The 25959-nt window shown below is 65.0% G+C and carries 22 protein-coding genes; 13 read left to right on the forward strand and 9 right to left on the reverse strand.

Going from position 1 to position 25959, the window contains the following annotated elements; genetic code table 11:
• Positions 1 to 148: 148 nt before the first annotated feature.
• A complete protein-coding gene (locus ACQKRQ_RS17130; RefSeq protein WP_132373920.1) occupies positions 149 to 1144 on the reverse strand; it encodes a DMT family transporter in 996 nt (331 codons plus the stop codon).
• Positions 1145 to 1753: 609 nt separating this feature from the next.
• Here ACQKRQ_RS17130 and dapC point away from each other — a divergent pair.
• From dapC to cls, 6 genes are all read left to right on the forward strand, one after another.
• A complete protein-coding gene (gene dapC / locus ACQKRQ_RS17135) occupies positions 1754 to 2971 on the forward strand; it encodes a succinyldiaminopimelate transaminase (RefSeq protein WP_427478392.1) in 1218 nt (405 codons plus the stop codon).
• 69 nt (positions 2972 to 3040) lie between these two features.
• Positions 3041 to 3868, forward strand: a complete 828-nt coding sequence (gene dapD / locus ACQKRQ_RS17140) for a 2,3,4,5-tetrahydropyridine-2,6-dicarboxylate N-succinyltransferase (RefSeq protein WP_042323096.1) — start codon at positions 3041 to 3043, stop codon at positions 3866 to 3868.
• Positions 3868 to 4233, forward strand: a complete 366-nt coding sequence (locus ACQKRQ_RS17145) for an ArsC family reductase (protein ID WP_132373917.1) — start codon at positions 3868 to 3870, stop codon at positions 4231 to 4233. Before dapD ends, ACQKRQ_RS17145 begins: the two co-directional genes overlap by 1 nt.
• A 166-nt stretch (positions 4234 to 4399) precedes the next feature.
• Entirely contained in the window at positions 4400 to 5539 is a 1140-nt protein-coding gene (gene dapE / locus ACQKRQ_RS17150; RefSeq protein WP_427478395.1) for a succinyl-diaminopimelate desuccinylase, read from the forward strand.
• A gap of 17 nt (positions 5540 to 5556) precedes the next feature.
• Positions 5557 to 6441 (forward strand): 50S ribosomal protein L3 N(5)-glutamine methyltransferase, encoded by an 885-nt coding sequence (gene prmB, locus ACQKRQ_RS17155; RefSeq protein WP_132373915.1) that lies wholly within the window; start codon positions 5557 to 5559, stop codon positions 6439 to 6441.
• Between the two features lie 389 nt (positions 6442 to 6830).
• Entirely contained in the window at positions 6831 to 8282 is a 1452-nt protein-coding gene (cls, locus tag ACQKRQ_RS17160; RefSeq protein WP_132373914.1) for a cardiolipin synthase, read from the forward strand.
• Between the two features lie 11 nt (positions 8283 to 8293).
• On the opposite strand, the gene ACQKRQ_RS17165 is transcribed toward cls, so the two are convergent.
• Positions 8294 to 8773 carry a glutathione peroxidase gene (locus tag ACQKRQ_RS17165; RefSeq protein ID WP_132373913.1) on the reverse strand — a complete coding sequence of 160 codons (480 nt, stop codon included), beginning with the start codon at positions 8771 to 8773 and terminating at the stop codon, positions 8294 to 8296.
• Between the two features lie 135 nt (positions 8774 to 8908).
• Between ACQKRQ_RS17165 and ACQKRQ_RS17170 the strand changes: the two genes are divergently transcribed.
• On the forward strand, positions 8909 to 10864 hold the full coding sequence (locus ACQKRQ_RS17170) for an ATP-binding cassette domain-containing protein (RefSeq protein WP_427478397.1): 1956 nt from the start codon (positions 8909 to 8911) through the stop codon (positions 10862 to 10864).
• Between the two features lie 133 nt (positions 10865 to 10997).
• Positions 10998 to 12056, forward strand: coding sequence for a CaiB/BaiF CoA transferase family protein (locus ACQKRQ_RS17175; RefSeq protein ID WP_427479242.1), 1059 nt, complete (start codon positions 10998 to 11000; stop codon positions 12054 to 12056).
• A 209-nt stretch (positions 12057 to 12265) separates the two neighbouring features.
• On the opposite strand, the gene ACQKRQ_RS17180 is transcribed toward ACQKRQ_RS17175, so the two are convergent.
• The 3 genes from ACQKRQ_RS17180 to alr all read right to left on the reverse strand — a co-directional run bounded on the left by ACQKRQ_RS17180 (position 12266) and on the right by alr (position 15138).
• Positions 12266 to 12544: a DUF2866 domain-containing protein gene (locus tag ACQKRQ_RS17180; protein WP_408175933.1), complete on the reverse strand. Its 279-nt coding sequence runs from the start codon at positions 12542 to 12544 to the stop codon at positions 12266 to 12268.
• Between the two features lie 143 nt (positions 12545 to 12687).
• Positions 12688 to 14064: a DNA repair protein RadA gene (radA, locus tag ACQKRQ_RS17185; RefSeq protein WP_132373910.1), complete on the reverse strand. Its 1377-nt coding sequence runs from the start codon at positions 14062 to 14064 to the stop codon at positions 12688 to 12690.
• Positions 14065 to 14067: 3 nt separating this feature from the next.
• Positions 14068 to 15138 carry an alanine racemase gene (gene alr, locus ACQKRQ_RS17190; protein WP_408175930.1) on the reverse strand — a complete coding sequence of 357 codons (1071 nt, stop codon included), beginning with the start codon at positions 15136 to 15138 and terminating at the stop codon, positions 14068 to 14070.
• Between the two features lie 218 nt (positions 15139 to 15356).
• Between alr and lplT the strand changes: the two genes are divergently transcribed.
• Together lplT and thiD are read left to right on the forward strand one after the other, a co-directional pair.
• Positions 15357 to 16664: a lysophospholipid transporter LplT gene (gene lplT, locus ACQKRQ_RS17195; RefSeq protein WP_132373908.1), complete on the forward strand. Its 1308-nt coding sequence runs from the start codon at positions 15357 to 15359 to the stop codon at positions 16662 to 16664.
• A 58-nt stretch (positions 16665 to 16722) separates the two neighbouring features.
• On the forward strand, positions 16723 to 17529 hold the full coding sequence (gene thiD / locus ACQKRQ_RS17200) for a bifunctional hydroxymethylpyrimidine kinase/phosphomethylpyrimidine kinase (protein WP_427478401.1): 807 nt from the start codon (positions 16723 to 16725) through the stop codon (positions 17527 to 17529).
• A 376-nt stretch (positions 17530 to 17905) separates the two neighbouring features.
• On the opposite strand, the gene ACQKRQ_RS17205 is transcribed toward thiD, so the two are convergent.
• The 4 genes from ACQKRQ_RS17205 to tsaB are packed head-to-tail and all read right to left on the reverse strand — an operon-like array spanning position 17906 to position 21447.
• The gene (locus ACQKRQ_RS17205) at positions 17906 to 18919 is read right to left on the reverse strand and encodes a DUF1853 family protein (RefSeq protein ID WP_427478403.1); all 1014 of its coding nucleotides are present in this window, start codon (positions 18917 to 18919) and stop codon (positions 17906 to 17908) included.
• Positions 18916 to 20148, reverse strand: a complete 1233-nt coding sequence (locus ACQKRQ_RS17210; protein WP_427478405.1) for a uracil-DNA glycosylase family protein — start codon at positions 20146 to 20148, stop codon at positions 18916 to 18918. The genes ACQKRQ_RS17205 and ACQKRQ_RS17210 overlap by 4 nt, the downstream gene beginning before the upstream one ends.
• Entirely contained in the window at positions 20135 to 20629 is a 495-nt protein-coding gene (rimI, locus tag ACQKRQ_RS17215) for a ribosomal protein S18-alanine N-acetyltransferase (protein WP_132373904.1), read from the reverse strand. Before rimI ends, ACQKRQ_RS17210 begins: the two co-directional genes overlap by 14 nt.
• Positions 20626 to 21447, reverse strand: a complete 822-nt coding sequence (tsaB, locus tag ACQKRQ_RS17220) for a tRNA (adenosine(37)-N6)-threonylcarbamoyltransferase complex dimerization subunit type 1 TsaB (RefSeq protein ID WP_427478408.1) — start codon at positions 21445 to 21447, stop codon at positions 20626 to 20628. The genes rimI and tsaB overlap by 4 nt, the downstream gene beginning before the upstream one ends.
• 181 nt (positions 21448 to 21628) lie before the next feature.
• Here tsaB and ACQKRQ_RS17225 point away from each other — a divergent pair, with 181 nt between their 5' ends.
• From ACQKRQ_RS17225 to aceA, 3 genes are all read left to right on the forward strand, one after another.
• Positions 21629 to 21898 carry an acyl-CoA-binding protein gene (locus ACQKRQ_RS17225; protein ID WP_132376843.1) on the forward strand — a complete coding sequence of 90 codons (270 nt, stop codon included), beginning with the start codon at positions 21629 to 21631 and terminating at the stop codon, positions 21896 to 21898.
• Positions 21899 to 22354: 456 nt separating this feature from the next.
• Positions 22355 to 23986 (forward strand): DEAD/DEAH box helicase, encoded by a 1632-nt coding sequence (locus ACQKRQ_RS17230; protein ID WP_132373902.1) that lies wholly within the window; start codon positions 22355 to 22357, stop codon positions 23984 to 23986.
• 458 nt (positions 23987 to 24444) lie between these two features.
• On the forward strand, positions 24445 to 25749 hold the full coding sequence (gene aceA, locus ACQKRQ_RS17235) for an isocitrate lyase (protein ID WP_132373901.1): 1305 nt from the start codon (positions 24445 to 24447) through the stop codon (positions 25747 to 25749).
• Positions 25750 to 25959: the final 210 nt, after the last annotated feature.

Below are 25959 nucleotides of genomic sequence, written 5' to 3' on the forward strand. Positions count from 1 at the left end.
GCGATTTCGCTGTTTGAAAAGGGAAAAAAATAAGTGGCTCGTGAAGGCCGCGCCAGCCGTTCGCCAACAGAGCGATACGGCCCGCGAACCCTCGGGCCTCGGATGCCGGCTTCACGCGGTGAGGCATGCGCCGGCTAATGAGGGGCAATCATACCATCGCGCGTGAGCGGTTTTTGCCGTCCTTACGGTCGTCGAGCCCCGCATCGCGTCCGTCAGCGAGACTCTCCTCCTGAATGGCCGGATCGGGCGGCATGGCCTTGGTCCGATGCACCCAACTCGACAGCGCCGAAGCCAGCACGATGCACACGCCGCCCGCCCATTCGCGCGGGCCGGGCGTCTCGCCGGCGAAGAGCCACGCGGACAGCGCCGTGACCACGATCTCGAACAGCATGATGATCGACGCCCGGTTGGCCGGCACGCGCGCGAGGCCGTACTGCACCAGCATATTGTTCGACGCCAGCAGAAAGCCGAGACCGAGCACCAGCCAGGCGGCCGTACCGAGATGCGCGCCGGTGGGCGGCGTGGGCATCGCCTCGAACAGCGAGGCACAGGCACTGAACAGCGCCGCGCCGCCAAAGATCGTCGCGGTGCGCATTTCCGGCTTCATGTCCGGCAACACGCGGCTCGTCTTGAGAATCAGCACGTTGCTCATGGCGAAGCCCATGCCGCCCGCGAGGCCTGCCCATTCAGCGAGATTGCCGGGCACGGGAATGCCCAGCTGCGGCGACCACAGCATGGTCATCGCGCCGGCCAGCGACAACGCTGCCAGGCCCGCGCCCGCCCACGTCAACCGTTCGTGCAGGATGAAGTGCGCGAACAGCGCGGTCCACGCGGGAGTGAGATAGAACAGCAGCAGCACGCGCATCACCTGCCCGTGAATCGAGCCCCACACGAAGCCGAGGTTGGTGATGCCCGCCGCCAGCGCGAGAGCCGGCAGCAGCCAGTGCCAGCGCACGGTCTTGAGCGCGCGATAGCGCACCAGCAGCACGAACAGGCAGCCGGCGCCGCTCGTCAGCGCGCTGGCTGCGGTGCCCGTCACACCGAGCGCCGCCAGCATGCGCAATGGATACCAGATCACGCCCCACACCGACGCGCCCAGCATGATCGCGAGCGTCGGCCAACCGTTGCGAAGCCAGTTGGTCATGGTGCAGGGCTCCTTGCGGAGGTTTTTGGGGCGTTTCTGTCGTGGACCGCGGTGCTCTTTGCGCAGGCGCTGGTGGCGTTCAGGCCGACGAGCGCGACTTTCCTTGCATAGGCGCCAGTGGTGTGCCGGCCGCGCACTGCCGCTCTACTCGCAAAGGCGCTGCGGGCGTTCCGACCGAGGACCGCGGCGCTCCTGCGCCTGTTGTGTCCGGTTGTCTCCAAGACTGCTGCGTACATTGCTGCTCCTGCTTCTTTTTTTGCGCGAACCGTCGGCGGTTCGCGTCGTTCCCGCTGCAGCGCATTGCCTGCGCCGCCTGGCGGGTTGCGCCGTTGCTCAACGACGCGATGTCTTTTACCTGTTCGACTGCTTAACTGTTCCACTTACCTTTACGGCGCGGCCGTGAATCGCCTGTGCGCGCCGCCGGCGCCAGTTCTGCCCGTGAGCGGCTGCGTCACGCTACGTCCGCCACGCCATGCGCACCACGCTATAATCATCCGCTTGCCGCTCTGCCGTGTGTTTCGCGCACCTTGTGCGCTTGACCGCCGGCGCGCGTGCCCCGCTTCTTCCGCATCCGTCTGTGCCCCTCTTCGATCAGGCTCGATCCGCCCAGTGAATCCGCTACTCGACTCCCTTCAGCCCTACCCGTTCGAAAAGCTGCGCGCGCTTTTCGCGGAGCTCACGCCGACCGCCGGCCTCGCGCATATCAGCTTCGGCATCGGCGAGCCGAAACACCCCACGCCCGCGCTGATCCGCGACGCGGTGGTGGCCTCGCTCGGCGGTTTGTCTTCATATCCGGCCACGATCGGGTCGCCGGCGCTGCGCGAGTCGATCGCAAAGTGGGTCACGCGGCGCTACAACCTGCCGCCGGTCGATCCGGCCACCCAGGTGCTGCCGGTGTCGGGTTCGCGCGAGGCGCTGTTCGCGCTCGCCCAGACCGTGCTCGACCCGAAAAAGAACGCTGACGGCGAGCCTGCGATCGTACTCTGTCCGAACCCGTTCTACCAAATCTACGAAGGCGCGGCGATTCTGGCCGGCGCGCAGCCGTACTTCGTGAATAGCGATCCGGCACGCAACTTCGCCTGCGACTACTCGGCGGTGCCGGCCGACATCTGGGCGCGCACGCAGCTGCTGTATGTGTGCTCGCCCGGCAATCCGACCGGCGCGGTGCTCACGCTCGACGACTGGCGCGAACTGTTCGCGCTGTCGGACCGCTACGGCTTCGTGATCGCCTCGGACGAGTGCTACTCCGAAATCTATTTCGACGAAGCCAACCCGCCGCTCGGCGGCCTGGAAGCGGCCCACCGGCTCGGCCGCGGTTTCGAGCGGCTCGTCATGCTGTCGAGCCTGTCCAAACGCTCGAACGTGCCAGGCATGCGCTCGGGCTTCGTCGCGGGTGATGCGGCGATCCTCAAGGACTTCCTGCTATACCGGACATACCACGGCGCGGCCTTGTCGACGGTGTTCCAGAGTGCCAGCATCGTGGCCTGGAATGACGAGACGCACGTGCGCGAGAACCGCGCAAAGTACGTGCAGAAGTTTTCCACCGTGACGCCGATGCTCGCCGAGGTGCTCGACGTGCGCCTGCCGGACGCCGCGTTCTACCTATGGGCGGACGTCTCGCGCACGGGTCTCACGGACACCGAGTTCGCCCAGCGCCTCTACGCCGACTATAATGTGACGGTTCTGCCGGGCTCGTTCCTCGCGCGCACTGCGCATGGCGTGAACCCCGGCCGCAATTTCGTGCGCATGGCGCTCGTCGCCGACGTCGACGAATGCACGCAGGGCGCGCAGCGGATCGTCGATTTTTGCCGCGCGCTGGCGGGTTGAGTTTTCACTTTGCGACCCCGCGCACCGCATCCCCTTCTTCAGACTTCAACTCTTCGATAAAGCACGCATATGTCGCAACAACTTCAGCAGATCATTGACACCGCCTGGGAAAACCGCGCCGAACTGTCGCCGAAGGCCGCTCCGGCCGACGTGCGCGAAGCCGTCGCCCACGCTATCGAGCAACTGGACAAGGGCCTGCTGCGCGTCGCGGAGAAGAAGGACGGCGACTGGGTCGTCAATCAGTGGCTGAAGAAAGCCGTGCTGCTGTCGTTCCGCCTGGAAGACAACGCGCCGATGCCGGCCGGTGGCTACTCGCAGTTCTACGACAAGGTGCCGTCGAAGTTCGCCAACTACACCGCTGAAGACTTCGCCGCCGGCGGCTTCCGCGTGGTGCCGCCCGCCATCGCGCGCCGCGGCTCGTTCATCGCGAAGAACGTCGTGCTGATGCCGTCGTACACGAACATCGGCGCCTACGTGGACGAAGGCACGATGGTCGACACGTGGGCCACCGTCGGTTCGTGCGCGCAGATCGGCAAGAACGTGCACCTGTCGGGTGGCGTGGGCATCGGCGGCGTGCTCGAGCCGCTGCAGGCGAACCCGGTGATCATCGAAGACAACTGCTTTATCGGAGCGCGTTCGGAAGTGGTGGAAGGCGTGATCGTCGAAGAAAACTCGGTGATCTCGATGGGCGTGTACCTCGGCCAGAGCACCAAGATTTACGACCGCGAAACCGGCGAAGTCACGTATGGCCGCATTCCGGCGGGCTCGGTGGTGGTGGCGGGCAACCTGCCGTCGAAAGACGGCTCGCACAGCCTCTACTGCGCCGTGATCGTCAAGAAGGTCGACGCCAAGACGCGCGCGAAGGTCGGCTTGAACGAGCTGCTGCGAGGCGACTGATGGCGCGCGGCACGAAAACCGTCGTCTACGGCATCCCGAACTGCGATACCGTGAAGAAAGCCCGCGTGTGGCTGGAGGAGCACGGTGTCGAGTTCGAGTTCCACGACTTCAAGAAACACGGCGTGACCGAACCGCTCGTGCAGGACTGGCTGAAAGACGTGAAGCTCGACGCGTTGCTGAACCGGCGCGGCACCACGTGGCGCGCCCTGTCCGACGACATGAAGGCGGCCGCGGACACGCAGTCGGGCGCGATCGCGTTGATGATCCACAAGCCGTCGGTGATCAAGCGGCCTGTGCTGGTGGTCAACGGGCGCGTCAAGTCGCTCGGCTTTTCGGCGGACGACTACACCGCGCTGTTCGCGTGAGCCTGCGCGCCTGGCCTGAAGCGTGATTTCGCGCAACTGAGCGCAACACGTAGTCGCGGTACGTAGTAAAACGCGGCCTCGGCCGCGTGGCTCAAAAGCTGTTGCCGGCTGCGGTGTTCAACCGCCAGCCGGCATTTTTTCATTCCAAAGTGGCTGTATCGAATCCATGTCCGGCACCCTCGCCCTTACCGAACAACTGATCGCGCGTGCGTCCGTCACGCCCGACGACCAGCATTGCCAGCGCCTCCTGATCGAGCGCCTGTCCGCGCTCGGCTTCGAGCACGAGACCATCGAATCGAACGGCGTGACCAACCTGTGGGCCGTTAAACGCGGCGTCGACGGCACCGCGGGCAAGCTGCTCGCGTTCGCCGGCCATACCGACGTGGTGCCGACCGGCCCGCTCGAACAATGGCACTCGGCGCCGTTCGAGCCGACCCATCGCGACGGCAAGCTGTATGGCCGCGGCGCGGCGGACATGAAAGCGTCGATCGCGGGCTTCGTGGTGGCGAGCGAGGAGTTCGTCGCCGCACACCCGGCACACCGCGGCTCGATCGCCTTCCTGATCACGAGCGACGAAGAAGGCCCCGCCACCGACGGCACCGTCAAGGTCGTCGAGGCCTTGCAGGCGCGCGGCGAGCGCATGGACTACTGCGTCGTCGGCGAACCGACTTCGAGCGCGCAATTCGGCGACATGGTGAAGAACGGCCGGCGCGGTTCGATGTCGGGCAAGCTGATCGTCAAGGGCGTGCAAGGCCATATCGCCTATCCGCATCTGGCGAAGAATCCGGTGCATCTGCTCGCGCCCGCACTGGCCGAACTGGTCGCCGAACGCTGGGACGACGGCAACGAATACTTCCCGCCCACCACGTGGCAGGTGTCGAACGTTCACAGCGGCACCGGCGCGACCAACGTGATTCCGGGCCATGCTGACGTCATGTTCAACTTCCGCTTCTCGACGGCGAGCACCGTGGAAGGGCTGCAGGCCCGCGTGCACGCGATACTCGACAAGCACGATCTGGACTACGATCTGCAATGGACCGTGAGCGGCTTGCCGTTCCTCACGCCGCGCGGCGATCTGTCGAACGCGCTCGCCAAGGCGATCAAGGACGAAACCGGTGTCACCACCGAACTGTCGACCACCGGCGGCACCTCGGACGGCCGCTTCATCGCGCGCATCTGCAAGCAGGTGATCGAATTCGGCCCGCTGAACGCCAGCATCCACAAGATCGACGAACATATCGAAGTCGCACACATCGAGCCGCTGAAGAACGTGTATCGCCGCGTGCTCGAACAACTGATTGCGTGACCCAAGGACTATTTGCGATGACGCTCCCGTTTTCCACCGTTCGCGACCTGCTGCGTTTCGCGGTCTCGCGCTTCAACCAGGCCGATCTGTCGTTCGGCCACGGCTCGGCCAATGCCTACGACGAAGCCGTCTATCTGGTCCTGCACACGCTGCATCTGCCGCTCGATCTGCTGGACCCGTTTCTCGACGCGCGTTTGACCGCGGCTGAAATCGACGCCGTGCTGAACGTGATCGAGCGCCGCGCCACCGAGCGCGTGCCGGCCGCCTACATCACGCAGGAAGCCTGGATGCACGGCTTCCGCTTCCACGTGGACGAGCGCGTGATCGTGCCGCGTTCGTTCATCGGCGAATTGCTGCAGGACGGTTTGCAGCCCTACGTGGAAGATCCCGAGCAGGTGAGCGCCGTGCTGGAGTTGTGCACCGGCTCCGGCTGCCTCGCGATTCTCGCCGCGCATGCGTTCCAGAACGCGGATATCGACGCGGTGGATCTGTCGGCGCCCGCGCTGGAAGTCGCCGCGCGCAACGTCACGGACTACAAGCTCGACGACCGCGTCGCGCTGTTCGAAGGCGATCTGTACGCGCCGCTCGCCGAGCGCCGCTACGACGTGATCATCAGCAACCCGCCGTACGTGAACGCGGCGTCGATGCAGGATCTGCCGGCCGAATACAAGCACGAGCCGGACATGGCGCTGGCGGGTGGCGTCGACGGCATGGACATCGTGCGGCGGATCATCGCCGAAGCGCGCAACTGGCTGACCGACGAAGGCGTGCTGGTCGTCGAGATCGGCAATGAGCGCGCGAACGTGGAAGCGGCGTTCGGCGGGCTCGATCTGGTCTGGCTGTCCACCAGTGCCGGCGACGATAACGTGTTCCTGATCCAGGCGGCCGATTTGCCGGTTTGAGTTTTATCGCTTCTTCGGGATGCGGTGCGCATGGCGGGCTTGACCTGCTGTGCGCAGTGCGCCTCAGCAAAGCCGCTTTACCGGGCGCTCGCTTTGCGCCCAATCTCTGCGCGTCGCGCGTCCAAATGAAGCCGCTTTCACGAGCGCTCGCTTCGAGCCCAAGTCTTTTCCAACATCCGACGCCCGACTCGCGCGCTTACGACCAGGCAAAAGCAAAAATGTTCTGCCCATGTCGACCACACCGCATTCGCGCACGCGCCCCCGAAGCTTGACTGCGGCTTGACCATTCCCCACCCCCAACGCACGCACGTTCGGTAAGATGGGCGCGGTCAGCTGCCCGGCGCTTATCGAGCCGGCCGAGGCAGCGCTTCGCCAACCCAACCCTGCCTATGCAATTCGACCTGCTTCACATCGGCACGCTGGTCGCTCTCTGCCACATTCTCGGCGTGGCCGCGGCATGCCACGCGATTCTCAACACGCGCACTTCGCAAGGTGCGATCGCGTGGGCCGTGTCGCTGGTCGCGATGCCTTATCTGACGCTGGTGCCGTATCTGTTCCTCGGCCGTAGCAAGTTTGCCGGCTACGCGGACGCACGCCGCGTCGAAAACGAACTGCTGCGCACGCGCGCGCATCCGCCGGAATGGGACACGCGAGCGTCGTCGGCGGGCCTGCCCACGCTGGAGCTCGGCGGCAGGCTCGTGCATTCGCTCACGCGCCTCGGCGGCATGCCGTTTCTGCCCGGCAACTCGGTACGCACGCTGGTGAACGGCGCGGCGACCTTCGAGGCCATCTTCGAAGCGATCGAGAACGCGCGCCGCTACGTGATCGTGCAGTTCTTCATCGTGCGCGACGACGCGCTCGGCGAGATGCTCAAAGACGCGCTGATCGCGAAAGCGCAACAAGGCGTGCGCGTCTATTTCCTGTACGACAGCATCGGCAGTTTCGATCTGCCGCATCGCTATGTGGCGGCGCTGCGCGCGGGCGGCGTGGAGACGCATCCGTTCGCCACCAATCGCCGCTTCGTCAACCGTCTGCAACTGAACTTCCGCAATCACCGCAAGATCGTTTCGGTGGATGGCGAACGCGCGTTTGTCGGCGGACACAACGTGGGCGTGGAATATCTCGGCGGCAAGCCGCCGCTCTCGCCGTGGCGCGATACGCATATCGAGGTGCGCGGCCCGGCGGTCGCCAGTATCCAGTTCGTATTCACGGAAGACTGGCACTGGGCCACGCAGCAGTTGCCCGAGTTCGACATGCCGCCCGCTCCGGTCGCCGACCCCGCGGCGGGCCAAGGCATGCACTGCCTCGTCGTGCCGAGCGGTCCGGCGGACAAGCAGGAGACCTGCTCGCTCTTTTTCGTCGAAGCGATCAACGCGGCGCGCGAGCGAGTCTGGATCACCTCGCCCTACCTGATCCCCGACGAGGCGGTATTCTCGGCCTTGCGGCTCGCGGCGCTGCGCGGTGTGGACGTGCGCATTCTGATTCCGAGCCGGCGCGATCACCTCGTAGTGTTCGCCGCCTCGAAACTGTACGCGTACGACTCGCTACGCGCGGGAATCCGGATCTTCCGCTACCAGCCGGGCTTTCTGCATCAGAAGGTCGTGCTGATCGACAGCGCGGCCGCGGCGATCGGCAGCGCCAATCTCGACAACCGCTCGTTCCGGCTGAACTTCGAGATCATGGTGCTGACCGTGGATCGCGGCTTCGCCAAAGAGGTCGAAACGATGCTGCTGGCCGACTTCGCCGAGTCGCGTGAAATCGACCGCAATGAGTACCGCAAAGCCACCGCTTTGAAACGCGTGCTGATGCACGTGGCGCGTCTCTTTTCGCCGATCCTGTAGCGGCCGCCGGCTTACAGCAGCTTTTCGATATCTTCGGTAATCGCCTCGGGCTTCGTCAGCGGCGCATAGCGCTTCACCACGTTGCCGTCGCGGCCGATCAGGAACTTGGTGAAATTCCACTTGATCGCTTCCAGCCCCAGCAGGCCCGGCGCCTCGCCCGTCAGATAGCGGAACAGCGGATGCGCGTTCGCACCGTTCACGTCGACCTTGTCGAACATCGGAAAGGTCACGCCGTAGTTCTTTTCACAGAAACTGCCGATCTGCTCGGCGTCGCCCGGCTCCTGCTTGCCAAACTGGTTGCAGGGAAATCCGAGCACCGCGAGCCCGCGTGCCGCATAGGTGTCGTACAGCTTTTGCAAGCCCGCGTACTGCGGCGTGAACCCGCATTCGCTCGCCGTGTTGACGATCAGCAGAACCTTGCCGTCGTACTGCCCGAGGCTCACTTCCTCGCCGCCCAACGTACGTGCTGCAAACGAATAAATCGATGTCATGTGTTCCCCCCGTGAAAGCCGTCAGTCTATGCCAAAAGCTTCGCCGGTACAGTCGGCCGAATGGCCGATCCCGGTTGAGCGCCCGGTGTCGGGCCCGGCAGTCTAAAATAGCGGTTTTCTTCAGCCGGCCTTTTCGTGATCCGCTTTAACCAGTTCAGCCTCGCGCGCGGCACCAAGCCGCTCTTCGACAACACCACGTTCACCCTCAACCCCGGCGAAAAGGCCGGCCTGGTGGGGGCGAACGGCGCGGGCAAGTCGACGCTGTTCGCCGTGCTGCTCGGCGAGCTGCATGCTGACGGCGGCGATTTTTCGATCCCGCCGAACTGGCAGATCGCCCACGTCGCGCAGGAAACGCCCGCCGCGGACAAGACTGCCCTCGCCTACACGCTGGACGGCGACGCCGCTTTGCGCGCGATCGAAGCGGCGATTGCCGCCGCCTCCGCCGCGCACGACGGCGCGGCCGAAGGCGAAGCGCATGCCGCGTTCGCCGACGCCGACGGCTACACCGCGCCCGCGCGCGCCGAAGCCCTGCTGCTTGGCCTCGGCTTCACGCTGGAACAGACGCGCGAGCCGGTCAGCAGCTTTTCCGGCGGCTGGCGCATGCGCCTGAACCTCGCGCAGGCGCTGATGTGCCGCTCCGACCTGCTGCTGCTCGACGAACCGACGAACCACCTGGATCTCGACGCGATCGTCTGGCTGGAAGACTGGCTGGCCCGTTATCCGGGCACACTGATCGTGATCTCGCACGACCGCGAATTCCTCGATTCGGTCTGCAACGTCACGCTGCATCTGGAACAGCAGCAGATCAAGCGCTACGGCGGCAACTACTCGCAATTCGAAGTGCTGCGCGCACAACAGATCGCGTTGCAGCAAAGCGCGTACGAAAAGCAGCAGCGCACGGTCGAGCATTTGCAGAGCTACATCAACCGCTTCAAGGCGCAGGCCACCAAGGCGCGCCAGGCGCAGAGCCGCGTCAAGGCGTTGGAAAAGATGGAGCTGATCGCGCCGGCGCACGCGTCCTCGCCGTTCACGTTCGAATTCCGCACGCCCGATTCGGCGCCGAACCCGATGATGGTGATGGAAGGCGTGCGTTGCGGCTATCGGAGCGAGAGCGACTCCGCCGTCGAGATTCCGATCGTCGATCACGTCATGCTGTCGATCCAGAACGGTCAGCGCATCGGGCTGCTCGGCGCCAACGGCCAGGGCAAATCCACGCTGATCAAGACGCTCGCCGGCACGCTCGAGGCGCTCGGCGGCCACGTGCGCGAAGGCAAAGGGCTGCGCATCGGCTACTTCGCGCAGCATCAGCTCGAAACGCTGCGCCCCGACGACACCCCGTTGCAGCACCTCGCGCGTCTCGCACCGGACACGCGCGAGCAGGAATTGCGCGACTTCCTCGGCAGCTTCAATTTTTCCGGCGAGATGGCGACCTCGAAGATCGCGCCCTTCTCGGGCGGTGAAAAAGCCCGCCTCGCGCTCGCGCTGATCATCTGGCAAAAGCCGAATCTGCTGCTGCTCGACGAACCGACCAATCACCTGGATCTCGAAACGCGTCACGCCCTGACCATGGCGCTCGCGCAGTTCGAAGGCACGCTGATTCTGGTGTCGCACGACCGGCACTTGCTGCGCGCCACCACGGATCAATTCATGCTGGTCGCGAAACATCGCCTGCAGGAATTCGACGGTGACCTCGACGACTATCGGGACTGGCTGCTTCAACATGCGGCCGAGCAACGCGCGGCGCTCAAAGCGAACGCGGCATCGAGCGGCGGCAATGGCGGCGACAGCGGCGTGGACAATGGCGTGAACCGCAAGGAACAGCGGCGCCTCGAGGCGGAAACGCGTCAAAAGCTTGCGCACCTGAAAAAACCGCTGCAAAGCCGGATCACGAAGATCGAAAAGGAAATGGACGCGCTCAACACGGAGAAGGCGACGCTCGATGCTTTTGTCGTCGACCCGGCGAGTTACGAGCCCGAGCAGAAAAGCAAACTGACGGAGGCGATCCGCCGTCAGGCAGATGTGAACGCGCGCCTCGAAACGCTCGAAGCCGAATGGCTCGAGACTCATGAGGAACTCGAACAAATCGGCTAGCGGCACGCAGTTTCAGGTCCACGCCGGCATCGACGGGAGGTTGGCTTTGTCATCCGCGACATCATCCGTCTCAACGCCTGATTCATCGGCCACGGTTTCGGCCGCCGCGTCGGCTGTCTCCGCGCCGCCCGCGCTGCAAGGGCTGCGTGTGCTCGACCTGACGCGCCTGCTGCCGGGACCGGTCGCCGCCCTGCGCCTTGCCGAACTCGGCGCCGACGTGCTGAAGATCGAAGCGCCCGGCGCCGGCGATCCCACCCGCACGATGATGCAGTCCTCGAGCGATCGCGTGGCCGGGCGGCCCGGCGCGTTTTACCGGCTGGTGAATCGCGGCAAGCGCGAAACGCGCCTCGACCTCAAATCCGAAGCGGGACGCAACGTGCTGTGCGCGCTCGCGGCGGAAGCGGACGTGCTGATCGAGAGTTTCCGGCCAGGCGTGATGGAGCGGCTGGGCCTCGGCTACGAAACGCTGCGCACGCTCAATCCGCGGCTGGTGTTCTGCGCGATCAGTGGATACGGCGCGAGCGGCCCGTTCGTCGACCATGCCGGACACGATCTGAACTACATCGGCTACGCGGGCGTGCTCGATCAACTGGCGGGCCGTGACGGCGCGCCGATCCTGCCGAATTTCCAGATTGCCGACCTGCTCGGCGGCGCCTTGAGTGCGGTCACGCAGATTCTCGCGGCACTATGGCATGTGTCGCGCGGCGGCCAAGGCCGCTTCGTCGATGTCTCCATGACGCATGCCACCTACGCGCACAACGTCGTGGCGCAGGTCGCGCTCGCTAACGAAGGCGCGGCGCCTGCCGTCGGCGCCGGTCTGCTGAACGGCGGTGTGCCTTGCTACAACCTGTACCGCACGCTCGATAACCGCTGGCTCGCGATCGGCGCGCTCGAACTGAAATTCTGGGAAACGCTCTGCATGGCGCTCGACCGGCCCGAATGGGCCACGCGCCACTGGAGTCTCGGCCAGGCGATCGGCGGTCCGGACGCCACCGCGCTCACCCAGGAACTAGCCGACGTGATCGGCAAGCGTCCGTTGGAAGAATGGGTTTTGCTGCTGGAGTCGCTCGACTGCTGTGTCTCGCCGGTGCTCACGGCTGCCGAAGCCGCGCGGCATCCGCTGTTCAATCCGCAGGCTTACGATGCGGCGAGCGCAAGCGGTGAACACGATGAAGGGAGCCTGATCAGGTAGGGCGTAGGAGAAGCAGCGCCTTGGCGGGGCCCAGCCGGCCGGCGGTGAAATGACACCTGGTGCGCCGCCTTTTAGCTCTGTGCGGCGAGAAAAGGCTCAGAAGCCACGAGGGCTAAAGGCGTAAGAAGCAAAGGCTAGCGGCGAGCCGCCAGCGCAGGAAAATAACCACGCGACACACTCCGGGCCAGCCCGCCCCGCCCGCACAAACCTCAGCGCCGCGCAGCAGTTTGCCGCGGCAACGTCTGACGCGGCGTCTTTTCGTCGTCGTACAGCACGTGCTTGCGGCCTTCCACATGACGATTGATCGTCGCGCGAACTTCGGCGGCCGTGGCGTCTTCGGCCACCACCCGCCGCGAAATCTGCCCTGCCGTGTCGATCCATTCGACGATCCGGCAAGCGCCGCCCCAAGGCTGGCGAATAGGCGCGGAGACGCGGCAGCCGCGCACCTGGATCGGCTGCTCGGCTACGGTTTCATATGACTGTTTCAAGGCGCGATCCTTTTTCGGGCATCAGAAGGGATGCATACCCTTGCAGCTTAGGAAAAAGGAATGTCGGGTAGGTTACAGCCAATATGGAGATATTTACCGGGCATTACGGAACGTCGGGCGCCCCAGGACGCCCGAACCCCCGTCTATTCGAGCGTGCGGACCCGGTCGATCGCCTGTTCGATCCGCTCGACCGCAACGACCTGTAAGCCTTCTATCGGCTGCTTCGGCGCATTGGCCTTGGGAATGACCGCGACCGAAAAGCCCAGTTTGGCGGCTTCCTTCAGACGCTCCTGACCGCGCGGCGACGGCCGGATCTCGCCGGCGAGACCCACTTCCCCGAACACCACCAGCCCCTTGGGCAACGGCTTGTTACGCATGGACGAATGAATCGCGAGCAGCACGGCCAGGTCGGCCGCGGGCTCGGTAATCTTCACGCCGCCCACGGCGTTCAGAAACACGTCCTGATCGAAACACGCGATACCGGCATGCCGGTGCAGCACCGCCAGCAGCATCGCGAGCCGGTTCTGTTCCAGGCCGACCGCAAGGCGCCGCGGATTCGGCGCGTTGGCGGCATCCACGAGGGCCTGCACTTCGACCAGCAGCGGGCGTGTGCCCTCCTGCGTCACCAGCACGCAGGAACCCGGCACCGACTGCTCGTGTTGCGACAGAAACAGCGCCGACGGATTGGCCACGCCGCGCAAGCCGCGCTCGGTCATGGCGAACACGCCGAGCTCGTTGACCGCGCCGAAGCGGTTCTTGATCGCGCGCACCAGCCGATACGAGGAATGCGTGTCGCCCTCGAAGTACAACACCGTGTCGACGATGTGCTCGAGCACGCGCGGCCCGGCGAGCGCGCCTTCCTTGGTCACGTGGCCGACCATGATGATGGTGGTGCCCGACTGCTTGGCGATCCGCGTGAGTTGCGCCGCGCACTCGCGCACCTGGGCGACCGAGCCCGGCGCGGAAGTCAGCGCATCGGAATAGACCGTCTGGATCGAGTCGATCACCGCGACATCGGGCCGCTGATCGGCGATCGTCGCCTGAATTTTTTCGAGCTGGATTTCGGCGAGCAGTTGCAGCTCGCTCGCCTTCGAGCCCGGCTCCAGCAACGAAAGCCGTTGCGCGCGCAACGCAATCTGCGCGGCCGATTCCTCGCCGCTGATATAGAGCGCGCGTTTGTCGGCGGCGATCTCCGCGAGCGATTGCAGCAGCAGCGTCGATTTGCCGATGCCCGGATCGCCGCCGATCAGCACCACGCCGCCCGGCACCAGACCGCCACCGAGCACGCGGTCGAACTCGCTCACGCCGGTGGAAAAGCGCGGCACATCGGACGCGTCGATATCGGCGAGCCGGCGCACCGGCGCGCTCTTCGCGAGCGACTGGAAGCGGTGCGTGGACGGCGCTTCCGCCACCGACTCGACCAGCGTGTTCCACGCATTGCATGACGGGCACTGGCCGGCCCATTTCGGCGATTGCCCGCCGCATTCACTGCAGATGTACAACGTCTTCGGTTTAGCCACGCGTTATTCCGCCCGTACCGGCACACGCGGCGCCACGGCGCACATCAGCTCATAGCCGATGGTGCCGCACGCCTGCGCGACGTCGTCGATCGGCAGCGAGGTACCCCATAGCTCGACGCGCGAGCCGACGTTGGCGGTCGGCACCGGCGTCAGGTCGACGGTGAGCATGTCCATCGAGACGCGCCCGACGACCCGCGTGCGCACGCCGTCGACGATCACCGGCGTGCCCTCCGGCGCGACGCGCGGATAGCCGTCCGCGTAGCCGCACGCCACCACGCCGATGCGCATCGAACCGCGCGCCTTGAACGACGAGCCGTAGCCGACCGTATGGCCTTCGTTGAGCATTTGCACGGCGATCAGTTCCGAAGCGAGCGTCATGGCCGGTTGCAGGCCCGTGCCTTCGATCGCGGCTGTCACGCCGGACGGCGACGCGCCGTACATGATGATGCCCGGACGCACCCAATCGAAGTGCGTAGCGGGATGCCACAGCGTGGCGGCCGAATTGGCGAGGCTGCGCGCGCCGGCAATGCCTTGCGCGCCGCGCTCGAACGCTTGCATCTGATAGTCGACGCCGCGATCGCCGTCGGCGTCCGAGAAATGGGTCATCAATGTGATCTGGCCGACGCCCTGGCAGGCGCGCGCCCGCTCCCACGCGGCGCGGAATTTCTCCGGCGTGTAACCGAGGCGATTCATGCCGGTGTTCATCTTCAACTGGATGTTGACCGGCTTGGACAGGCGCGCCATTTCGAGCATGCGCAACTGTTCGTCCGAATGCAGCGCGGTGGTCAGGCTGTAGCGGTCGATCACGTCGATATCGGTCGGACGAAAGAAGCCTTCGAGCAAAAGAATCGGGCCGGCCCAGCCCAATTCACGCAACTTCACGGCTTCTTCGAGGTCCAGCAACCCAAAGCCGTCGGTTGCGCGCAGGCCGGGAAAAACGCGCGCAAGGCCGTGCCCGTAGGCGTTTGCCTTGACGACGGCCCAGATTTTGGATTTCGGCGCGTAGCGCCGGGCAACGGCGAGATTATTGGCGAGAGCGGAGGTATGAATCGTGGCTGAGAGGGGGCGCGGCATGGGATATTTTCGTAAAGACGCTTGCGAATCAGCGGCTTACAGGGCGTTTTCAACGCTCGGCAGCCCACTGGGCGGTGCGATCAAGGATTCTGCTAGTCCGAATCCATCTATTTTCATGATATAAAGCCGTGCGCACAACCCATTTCGAACGGCATAAGCCCGGACGCTCAACCAGCGGCCGGGGCGGACAGACCGCAGCGAGGACAGCATCGCATCAGATGAAAAAAGGTTTTTACACCATCATGGCCGCGCAGTTTTTTTCGTCGCTGGCCGACAATGCGCTTCTGATCGCTGCTATCGCACTGCTGAAAGATCTTCACGCCCCGAACTGGATGACGCCGCTGCTCAAGTTGTTCTTTGTGCTGTCGTACGTCGTTCTCGCCGCCTTCGTGGGCGCCTTCGCCGACTCCCGTCCGAAAGGACGCGTGATGTTCATCACCAATACCATCAAGGTCGTCGGTTGCATCACGATGCTGGTCGGCGCGCATCCGCTGCTCGCGTATGGGATCGTCGGCTTTGGCGCGGCGGCCTACTCGCCGGCCAAGTACGGCATTCTCACCGAACTGCTGCCGCCTGACCGGCTGGTCGCCGCGAACGGCTGGATCGAAGGCACGACCGTCGGCTCGATCATTCTCGGCACCGTGCTCGGCGGTGCGCTCATCAGCCCGCACATTGCGGCGCCGATCCTGCGGCACCACATTCCCTCGGTCAACACGCCCGCCGAGGCGGCGATGCTGGTCATCATGGCGATCTATATCATCGCCGCGCTGTTCAATCTGCGCATTCCCGACACCGGCGCGCGCTATCCGAAACAGGAACGCGGCCCGATCAAACTCGTTACCGATTTCGCCGACTGTTTCCTCGTGCTATGGCGCGACAAGCTCGGCCAGATTTCGCTCGCCGTCACCACGCTGTTCTGGGGCGCCGGCGCGACGCTGCAATTCATCGTGCTGAAATGGGCCGAGGTGTCGCTCAACATGTCGCTCTCCGAAGCAGCCATCCTGCAGGCGGTGGTGGCCGTGGGCGTGGCGGCCGGCGCGATCTTCGCGGCGTCCCGCGTACCGTTGAAAAAGTCGCTGTCGGTGTTGCCGGTCGGCATCATGATGGGCATCGCCGTGATGCTGATGGCGTTCTACACGCGCGACCTGTTCCCTGCCCATTGGGGTCTCTATTTCGGCCGCGTGCATGTGCCGGGCTATCTGATCGTCGCGTATGTGTTTCTGATGATCGTCGGCGGCCTGTCGGGCTTTTTCGTCGTGCCGATGAACGCGCTGCTCCAGCATCGCGGGCACGTGCTGCTGTCGGCGGGTCACTCCATCGCCGTGCAGAACTTCAACGAAAACCTCTCCGTGCTCGTGATGCTGTGCCTCTACGCCGTGCTGGTGTGGCTCGACGTGCCGGTCACGGCGGTGATCGTGCTGTTCGGCACCTTCGTCTGCGTGATGATGTGGTTCGTGATGCGGCGCCACCAGGCCAACCAGCGCGCGTTCGATTCGGTCGCGCTGATCGGCGAAGTCAAGCACTGATCCGCGCTGGCTGCCCGCTCACGTCGCGGCCCGCGCCTTCCTCCTTCCTCGCTTTGCCATGACTCAACCGATTCCCAATGTGCTGACGATCGCCGGTTCCGATTCCGGCGGCGGCGCCGGCATTCAGGCCGATCTGAAGGCTTTCTCGGCGCTCGGCGCGTACGGCGCGAGCGTGATCACCGCGCTGACCGCGCAGAACACGCGTGGCGTCACCGCGATTCACGCGCCGGACCCCGGCTTCATCACCGCGCAACTCGACGCGGTGTTCGACGACATCCGCATCGACGCCGTGAAGATCGGCATGCTGGCGAACGCGCCGATCGCGCGCGCGGTCGCCGACGCGCTGCGCCGGCATAAACCGAAGCACATCGTGCTCGACACGGTGATGATTTCGAAAAGCAACCACGCGTTGCTGCTGCCGGACGCGGTCGCGGCGGTGCGCGACGAATTGCTGCCGCTTGCCGATCTGCTCACGCCCAATCTGCCGGAAGCGGCCGCATTGCTCGGCGTGCAAGCCGCGACCGATGAAGCCGGCATGGTCGAGCAAGGCGAAGCGCTGCGTGCGCTCGGTGCACGCGCGGTGCTGATGAAGGGTGGCCATCTGAGCGCCACCGATAGTCCGGACTGGCTGGTGCAGGAGAGCGGCACGCTGCGTCTCGGCGGCCCGCGTGTGCCGGTGAAGAATACGCATGGGACGGGCTGTACGCTGTCGTCGGCGATTGCGGCGCTGATTCCGCAGCGTGGCGATCTGGCGAGCGCCGTCGCCGACGCGAAGGAGTATCTGACCGGCGCGCTGCAGGCGAGCGATCGACTCGACGTCGGCAGCGGCGTCGGGCCGGTGCATCATTTTTATCGGTGGTGGTGAGAAGCGGCTGGGTGCCGTGGTGCTCTGGCTGCGTTCGCCCGGTCTAGGGGCTTGGCTGATGGTTGCGCGGCGCTTGTGCGTTGTAGCGGACCTGCGACGTTGTCCAGTTCTACGGCACTCTTAACGATGGCAGTGAGGCGCTCGCGCGTGGTTGTGAACCTGCGGCGTTGCCCGGCTCTACGGCACTTTTAACGACAGCGGTGAGGTGCTCGCGCGTTGTAGCGGACCCACCGCGTTGCACGGCCCTACTGCGTACTTTGATCGACGTTGGAGACGGGGCTTGTGCGTCGTAGCCGACTGGCTGCGCTGCTCGGGTCTGCGCCTCAGTCTTTCTGGCGCCTCCTGGTTTTTCCGCTGCTTTCCCGCTCACCCGCCGCTACTGCCGCGCGTAGCTTTGCGCCAGCTCGGGCCATTCGTCCGGCACGATAAAGCCACGCGAGCGTTCTACAAGGTTGCCTGCGCTGTCCTCAGCGAACGCGGCGACCATCGCCGGTCCATGCTGATGCAACGTTTGTCCGCCGAGCGTTTGCGCATCGACGAAAGCGAGGCCCGCGGTCCGCACCTCAAGAGGCGTATAACGCCGCGGCGCAAGCCATTCCAACCGCGGCAATGTTCGCCACTTTTGCGCCTGCGCCGCCGCGAACGCCTGCCAATCACCGCGCGTCACCCACCACCCGCGGCCATGCGCCGGATCGACCTCAACAGGATCAAGCGGCGTCTCGCCATGCCGGTAAAACAGCCAGCCTTTGATGAACATCTGCGGCGTCCACGGACCCGCGTAGCCGACCGAGGCGAACTCCTCACGCGCGCTCAACGGCAACTGGTGATTCAGCACATGCGCGAGCTTGAGGTCGAAGCGGTCTTTCAGATTCGGGCCGACGTAATCGGATAACCGAGCGGACGACTGAGCATGCCCTGCGCCAGCATGCAGATAGCACTTCACGGCCAGCTCCCAATGCAGCCGCGCACCCTGCCGCGTCTGCACCAGAAAATCGCACTCGCCGAGCGTGACACCAGCGCGCCGCAAGGGCACGCCGGCAGCCACCAGCCGCGCCGCTGGTCCATGTTGCAGGAACCAGCCGAGCAGCCGTTCGGCGTACCGGCCAAGGCGCGTGATGCGCGTCGCCGCAAGCTCGCGATGCAAGGGTTCGGGCGCGGCGTCGAGCGCGCGCAGCCAGTCGATGGTCGCCTGCGCTTCCTGCGGCGTGTCGAAGGGATTCGCCAGCGTGCCCACCGGTGGTTGCGGGCGCAACAGATCGGCGCTCAGCAACAACCACGTGAGATCGCGCACGGCGGAGTCGTGCAAGGTGTCGAGCAGCGTATCGCGGCTTGCGGCTTCGATTCCGGGCACGGTAGCGGAACCGGCCGCCGGCCCCTCGGCGGCCGTCACTTCGACGCGTTCGACGGCGCGCCGCCCGCCGCCCGCCACGTGTCGCGCGCAAGGCACAGGTCGGCCCAGGCTTTGGCCTTGTCGGGCAGGCTGCGCAGCAGATACGCCGGGTGATACGTGACGATCACGGGCACGCCCTCGTATTCGTGCACGCGGCCGCGCAGCGACGAAATGCTCGCCTCGGTTTTCAGCAGACTTTGCGCCGCGAAGCGGCCGAGCGCGACGATCAGCTTCGGCTTGACCAGCGCCACCTGACGTTGCAGATACGGCTCGCAACGTGCGACTTCGTCCGCCTCGGGATTTCGGTTGCCGGGCGGCCGGCACTTGATCACGTTCGCGATATAGACGTTCGTGTCGCGCGCGAGCGTCAGCGAACGCAGCATGTTGTCGAGCAGCTTGCCGGCCTGGCCGACGAACGGCTCGCCAAGACGGTCCTCGTTCTCACCTGGCGCTTCGCCGATCAGCATCCAGTCGGCGCCGCGATCGCCGACGCCGAACACCGTGTTCGTGCGTTTCTCGCACAGACGGCAAAGCCGGCAGGCGGCGACGCGCTCGCTCAACGCGTCCCAGTCTAGCGTGTGGATTGCCGGCGCTGCAGGGGCTTCGTCGCGTGCGTCGGCGGGAGCTTGGGTCGGCAGGTCGTCGAACCACGCGAAATCGTCGTCGGGTGGCGCGTCGAATGTGAGCGGCTCGGGGCTGCGCGGTTGCTGCGCTTGCGTTGACTGCGATGGTTGCGGCTGGCGTGTCTCGACCGGCGCCTGCGTCCGTCCTTGCGTCGGGTCTTGTGCAGGCCCTCCATGACGTTCAGCTTGCTCGCCGTTCTGCATGGAACGCGGCGACTCGCCTGCGCGCGTCTCAGCCGTCGGCTGGCGATCATCGAACCGATCGCGTGCCCCCGCCGCAGGCGATGCCTGCTCCGGACGGCCAGGCGTGCGGCGTTCGCCTTGCGCTGGCGCGGCGTTGACTTGTTGTACGTCGGCCGCGCGCGTCGCGGGCTGCGAGGTTTGCTGAGCGCGAGCAACGGGTGGCAATCCCGGCGCCGCACCGCGCGTCTCTGCTCGACGCGCATCCGGCCCGCCCAGCGCACCGGCGCTCTGCCCAACCACGCCTGCGGCCTCGGCTGCGGCTTGCGCTTGCGGCTCAACCACCTCCTGCGCCACCGCCATCCCGCGACGCACCCACAGCGGCGCGAGTCCGAACTCTTCCAGTACCGATTCATGCAGCGCCATCTGCGCCCTCCGTGGCAAACGAGAAACGCATCACGATGGCGTCCTCCCGGCTGCGATGCCGCGCCGGATAATAGTTTTTGCGCCGGCCGATCGAAGCAAAGCCGAAGCGTTCATACAAGTGGATCGCCCGATAATTCGACGGCCGCACTTCCAGCAGCAGGCCGTCCAGTTTTTCAGCGCGGGTAATGCGCACCGCTTCGCGCAGCAGCGCGAGCCCGGCGCCGGCGCCTTGCGCCGCGGGCGTCACGCACAGATTGAGCAGATGCATTTCGTCGACGACCGGCATCAGCACGCAATAGCCGATCAGCGTGCCCGTGACATGGCGCAGACAAACGCCGAAGTAGCCGTTGCGCAGCGAGTCGCCGAAATTGCCCCGGCTCCATGGAAACTCATAAGCGATTTTTTCGATGGCGGCGACTTCGTCCAGGTCGCCTTCGGTCATCGGCGACATGTAGCGGTCCGCGAGCAACACGCCACTCATTGCCGGCCCTCGCCTTGCGCTGCGTCGTGCGCGAGTCTGGCGGCCTGCTCGGCCTTGGCGGCTTTTTCAGCTTTGTCTGCAACCCGCTCAGCGGTGGTCTGGGCGACCTTGTCGCGTACGTATTCCGGCGCAGCCTGGTCGGCGGGCACCGTACGGCCGGCGCGCAATGCGCGCAGCGCAGCGTGGGCGAGCGGCACGGCGTGCGGCAGCGCTTCGCGGTCGACGGTCTTCGCCGCGGCTAGCGCCGGCAGCCGCGCGCCAAACACCGCGGCGGCGTTGCCTGCCAGCGTGAAAGGGGCATCGGGTAAAACGAGCCGGTCCGGTGCATCGAGCGACGCCGCCTGCAGCGTGCGCCATTCACCTTGCGCGTCGTCCCAGGCGTAGTCGGCCCAATAGATTTCGTCCATGCGGGCGTCGAGCGCGGCGAGCACGCGTGTCACCGACGGATCGCGCAGCCGGGCGCTCTCAGCACAGGCGAGCAACGTGCTGACCGGCACGACTGGCAGATTCAGGCCGAACGCGAGGCCTTGAGCGACGCCGGTCGCGGTACGCAGGCCGGTGAACGACCCGGGACCGGAACCGAAGGCGATGGCGTCGCAGTCCGCCAGTTTCAGGCCGGCTTCGTCGAAAAGTTCGCGGATGGCGGGCAGAAGGCGCGTGCTGGACACCGCACCGGTTTGCTCGTGGCGCACCCAGAGACGCGGTTCGGCGCGAGCCTCTTCAGGCGTGGCGCCGACCGCGCTGCCGGCAGCGGACAGAAGCGCTACCGAGCAGAATTCGGTCGAGGTATCGAGGGCGAGGAGCACAGTTTGAGTCATGGACCGTATTGTAATCGGCACGGCGCACGCAAATGTGGTTTGGCATGCGCGCGGCATGCTTCGGCGTTGCGGCCGTCTGCCGGCCGGTGTTTGGAATAAGCCCTCGGCCCCGCGGCGGTACGCAATTGTTATGATCATCAGCCGATCTCAATCCCGATCCCGCCCGGCGGGCAACATGACAATGACCGACATCGACACCCAGTTCACCCAAGCCCACGAAGACGTCCAGCAGTTGCCGGAGCGTCCGGGCAATCTCACCCTGCTGCGCCTCTACGCGCTCTACAAGCAGGCTACCCGCGGCGACGTTCACGGCGACAAGCCGGGCTTCACCGACATCGTCGGCAAATACAAGTACGACGCGTGGGCGGCGCTCAAGGGCACGGCGCAGGACGCCGCGAAGCAGCAATACGTCGAACTGGTCGAAGCGCTCAAGAGCGGCGAGGCGGCCTGAAGCAGCTGTGAAGCGACCATTGGCGGCCCGCCCGACCACCGGACCGCCCGCCAGACCAGCACCCGGCACAAACTTTTCCACCAGGAAAACTCCTAACAGTGGCGCAGTGCAGCAAAACCCTATACAATGCTGCCTGCGCTTCACTGCTTTGCCCGGCTTTCCTCTAGCGGCCTTTGCGGCGCAGCGCCTCGTAGCGTTTAGCTCCAATCCAGTTTAGAACCTGTCCCCTCCTGCCTAGCCCCCTACGGGCGATCATGTCCCAGGCTGGCGGCACGCCGTGTTGGCATGTCGCATCCGATACAGCTTCTAACGAAAAGCTCGCCTTCATTGTCGCGAGCTGCCCCCGTTTTTCGATTTGCTCGCTGCTTCTTTGCTCGCTGAATCCGACGACTTGGGTATGCCGATTGGCGCCGACGTTTTAATTCCGTGTGTACCAAGGATTTACCAAGGATTCTCATGACTTCGAGCAATACCCCCAGCAGCCCGTTGAACGCCATCGCCGACCAAGCCCTCGGTCTCGCCGACGCACCCGCACAAGCCGCAGCCGTTGCTGCCGCTCCGGAAGCCGTCGCCGCAGAAGCCGCAGCGCCGGCCGGCCCGTCGTTCGCGTCGCTCGGTCTGTCCGCGGATGTCGTCTCCGCGCTGACCGCCGCTGGCTATCAGAACCCCACGCCGGTTCAGCAACGCGCCATCCCCGCCGGTATCGCCGGTCGCGACCTGATGGTCTCGAGCCCGACTGGTTCGGGCAAGACCGCCGCGTTCATGCTGCCCGCCATCGAGCGTTTCTCGCAACTGCAGAAGGCGCAAGCCAGCCAGCCGCGTGAACCGCGTCCGGCCGACGGCGCCCGCACGCGCCGTCCGCAACCGGTTGCCCGTCCGACCATGCTGGTTCTGACGCCGACCCGCGAACTCGCGATGCAGGTCACCACCGCCGCTGCCACGTACGGCAAGCACCTGAAGCGCCTGCGCACCGTCAGCATTCTGGGCGGCGTCGCTTACGGCCAGCAATTGATGCTGCTCGCGAAGAACCCGGAAATTCTGGTTGCCACGCCGGGCCGTCTGATCGACCACCTGGAACGCGGCCGTATCGATCTGTCGCAACTGCAGATCCTCGTGCTCGACGAAGCTGACCGCATGCTCGACATGGGCTTCATCGAAGACATCGAAACGATCGTTGCCGCTACGCCGGCTTCGCGTCAAACCATGCTGTTCTCGGCCACGCTCGACGGCAAGATCAGCTCGCTGACCGGCCGCCTGTTGAAGGATCCGGAACGCATCGAGATCGTTCAGCGTCTGGAACAGCGCACCAACATCGCGCAAACCGTCCATTACGTCGACGACCGCGATCACAAGGATCGTCTGCTCGACCATCTGCTGCGCGACGAAGGCCTCGACCAGGCTATCGTCTTCACGGCAACCAAGATGGACGCCGACCAGCTGGCCGGCCGTCTGGCCGACGCCGGTTTCGAATCGGCCGCCCTGCACGGCGACCTGCCGCAAGGCGCGCGTAACCGCACGATCCGCGCACTGCGCGAGCGCCGTGTGCGCGTGCTGGTGGCAACGGACGTCGCCGCTCGCGGTATCGACATCCCGGGCATTACGCACGTGTTCAACTACGATCTGCCGAAGTTCGCTGAAGACTACGTGCACCGTATCGGCCGTACCGGCCGCGCTGGCCGCTCGGGTATCGCGGTGAGCCTCGTGCATCACGCGGAACAAGGCGCGCTGAAGCGCATCGAGCGCTTCGTGCGCACCCCGCTGCCGGTCAATGTCGTCGAAGGCTTCGAGCCGCGCAAGTCGGCTCCGTCGGGTAACGGCCGTCCTGGCTTTGGCGGCCGCGGCCGTCCGGGCGGTGGCAACGGCGGTGGCCGTCGCTTTGGCAGCGGCTCGGGCAAGCCGGCCGGTAACGGCGGCGGTTCGCGCAGCGGCAGCGGCAATGGCGGCGGCTGGGCCGGCAAGTCGGCTGGCGGCGGCTCGCGTGAAGGCGGCTTCGGCGGCGGTTCGCGTGAAGGCTACGGCGGTTCGCGCGACGGCGGCTACGGCGCACGCCGCAGCGACGGCCCGCGTACGGCGCGTCGCGGCAGCTAAGTACTGAACCGGGCGCACTCTGCTTCAGGGTTTCGGCCCGTCGCAGCGCCCAGGCGGTACTGCGCAGTCAGCTTGAAAAAAGACCCGGATGGCCTCGCGCCGTTCGTCAGTCGAAAGAAACCGGTGCTCAGGCGCCGGTTTTTTTTCGTCCGTACTGCGGCGCGCCCCAAATTTCACGATGTGGAAAATTTTTTTGCGTCGTAAAAAATCGTGCTGCAAGGCACAAGACGGCCTATTGCAAGATGGAAAAAGTCGTTTCTTAATGCGAAACGTTCGACTTAATTATTTGATTTTAAAGACAAACAAATATTCGGAAAAGGCTCCGCGGCGACTATTGCGCGACCATTGATTTGCCTAGACTCTTATATAAGACTTCACGAAACGAAACGCCCCAACCGGCCAACCGTTTCGATGAAGAAAAGAGTCACCCATCCATACAGGCAACCAAGGAGCACACCATGTCCCGTCAAGAACAAGCCAAGCAACTCCAACAGCAATGGGAAACCGATCCGCGCTGGAAAGGCGTGAAGCGCAGCTACACGGCGGAAGACGTGATCCGCCTGCGCGGCTCGGTGCAAGTCGAGCACACGCTCGCCAAGCGCGGTGCGGAAAAACTGTGGGAAAGCGTGAACAACGAGCCGTTCGTCAACTCGCTCGGCGCGCTGACCGGCAATCAGGCGATGCAACAGGTCAAGGCCGGCCTGAAGGCGATCTATCTGTCGGGCTGGCAGGTGGCGGGAGACGCGAACGTCGCCGGCGAAATGTACCCGGACCAGTCGCTGTATCCGGCGAACTCGGTGCCGCTCGTCGTGAAGCGCATCAACAACACGCTGACGCGCGCTGACCAGATCCAGTGGTCGGAAGGCAAGAATCCGGGCGACGAAGGCTACGTGGACTACTTCCAGCCAATCGTGGCGGACGCGGAAGCCGGCTTCGGCGGCGTGCTGAACGCATTCGAACTGATGAAGGCGATGATCGAAGCGGGCGCCGCCGGCGTGCACTTCGAAGATCAGCTCGCGTCGGTGAAAAAGTGCGGCCACATGGGCGGCAAGGTGCTGGTGCCGACCCGTGAAAACATCGCCAAATTGACGGCCGCGCGTCTGGCCGCCGACGTCTCCGGCACGCCGACCGTGCTGCTGGCGCGTACCGATGCGGAAGCCGCGGATCTGATCACGTCGGATATCGACGAAAACGACAAGCCGTTCCTGACTGGCGAGCGCACGGTGGAAGGTTTCTACCGTACGAAGCCGGGTCTCGAGCAGGCGATCTCGCGTGGCCTCGCCTACGCGCCGTATGCCGACATGATCTGGTGCGAAACCGGCAAGCCGGACCTCGAGTTCGCGAAGAAATTCGCCGACGCGATCCACAAGGAGTACCCGGATCAACTGCTGTCGTACAACTGCTCGCCGTCGTTCAACTGGAAGAAGAACCTCGACGACGCGACGATCGCCAAGTTCCAGCGCGAACTCGGCGCGATGGGCTACAAGTTCCAGTTCATCACACTGGCCGGCTTCCACGCGCTGAACTACTCGATGTTCAACCTCGCGCACGGCTATGCCCGCAACCAGATGACCGCCTTCGTCGAAATGCAGCAGGCTGAATTTGCCGCGGCCGAAAAGGGCTTCACCGCGGTCAAGCACCAGCGCGAAGTCGGCACCGGCTACTTCGACGCTGTGACGCAAACGGTCGAACGCGATGCATCGACGACCGCGCTGCATGGCTCGACGGAAGACGAACAGTTCTTCGACAAGAAGGTCGCGTAATGCACCCCGTGGTCTGATCGCAGGGACAAGGCAGACAGACGAAAAGCGGCTCCGCCAGAGAGCCGCCGTCACAGGGAGGAGCTCGGTCGTCGGCGCGTGAGTCGAACAGCGCCGGCGGCCGGAATCTCGCAGTGGAAGTTGGGAGAGATCGCAGCAGCAGTGGAGAAAAAGCCAGCACAACGCATTGTGCGGCGAACACAGCGCGCGCCG

It is taken from the genome of Paraburkholderia sp. NPDC080076 (genome assembly GCF_050281145.1).
Lineage (GTDB): Bacteria > Pseudomonadota > Gammaproteobacteria > Burkholderiales > Burkholderiaceae > Paraburkholderia.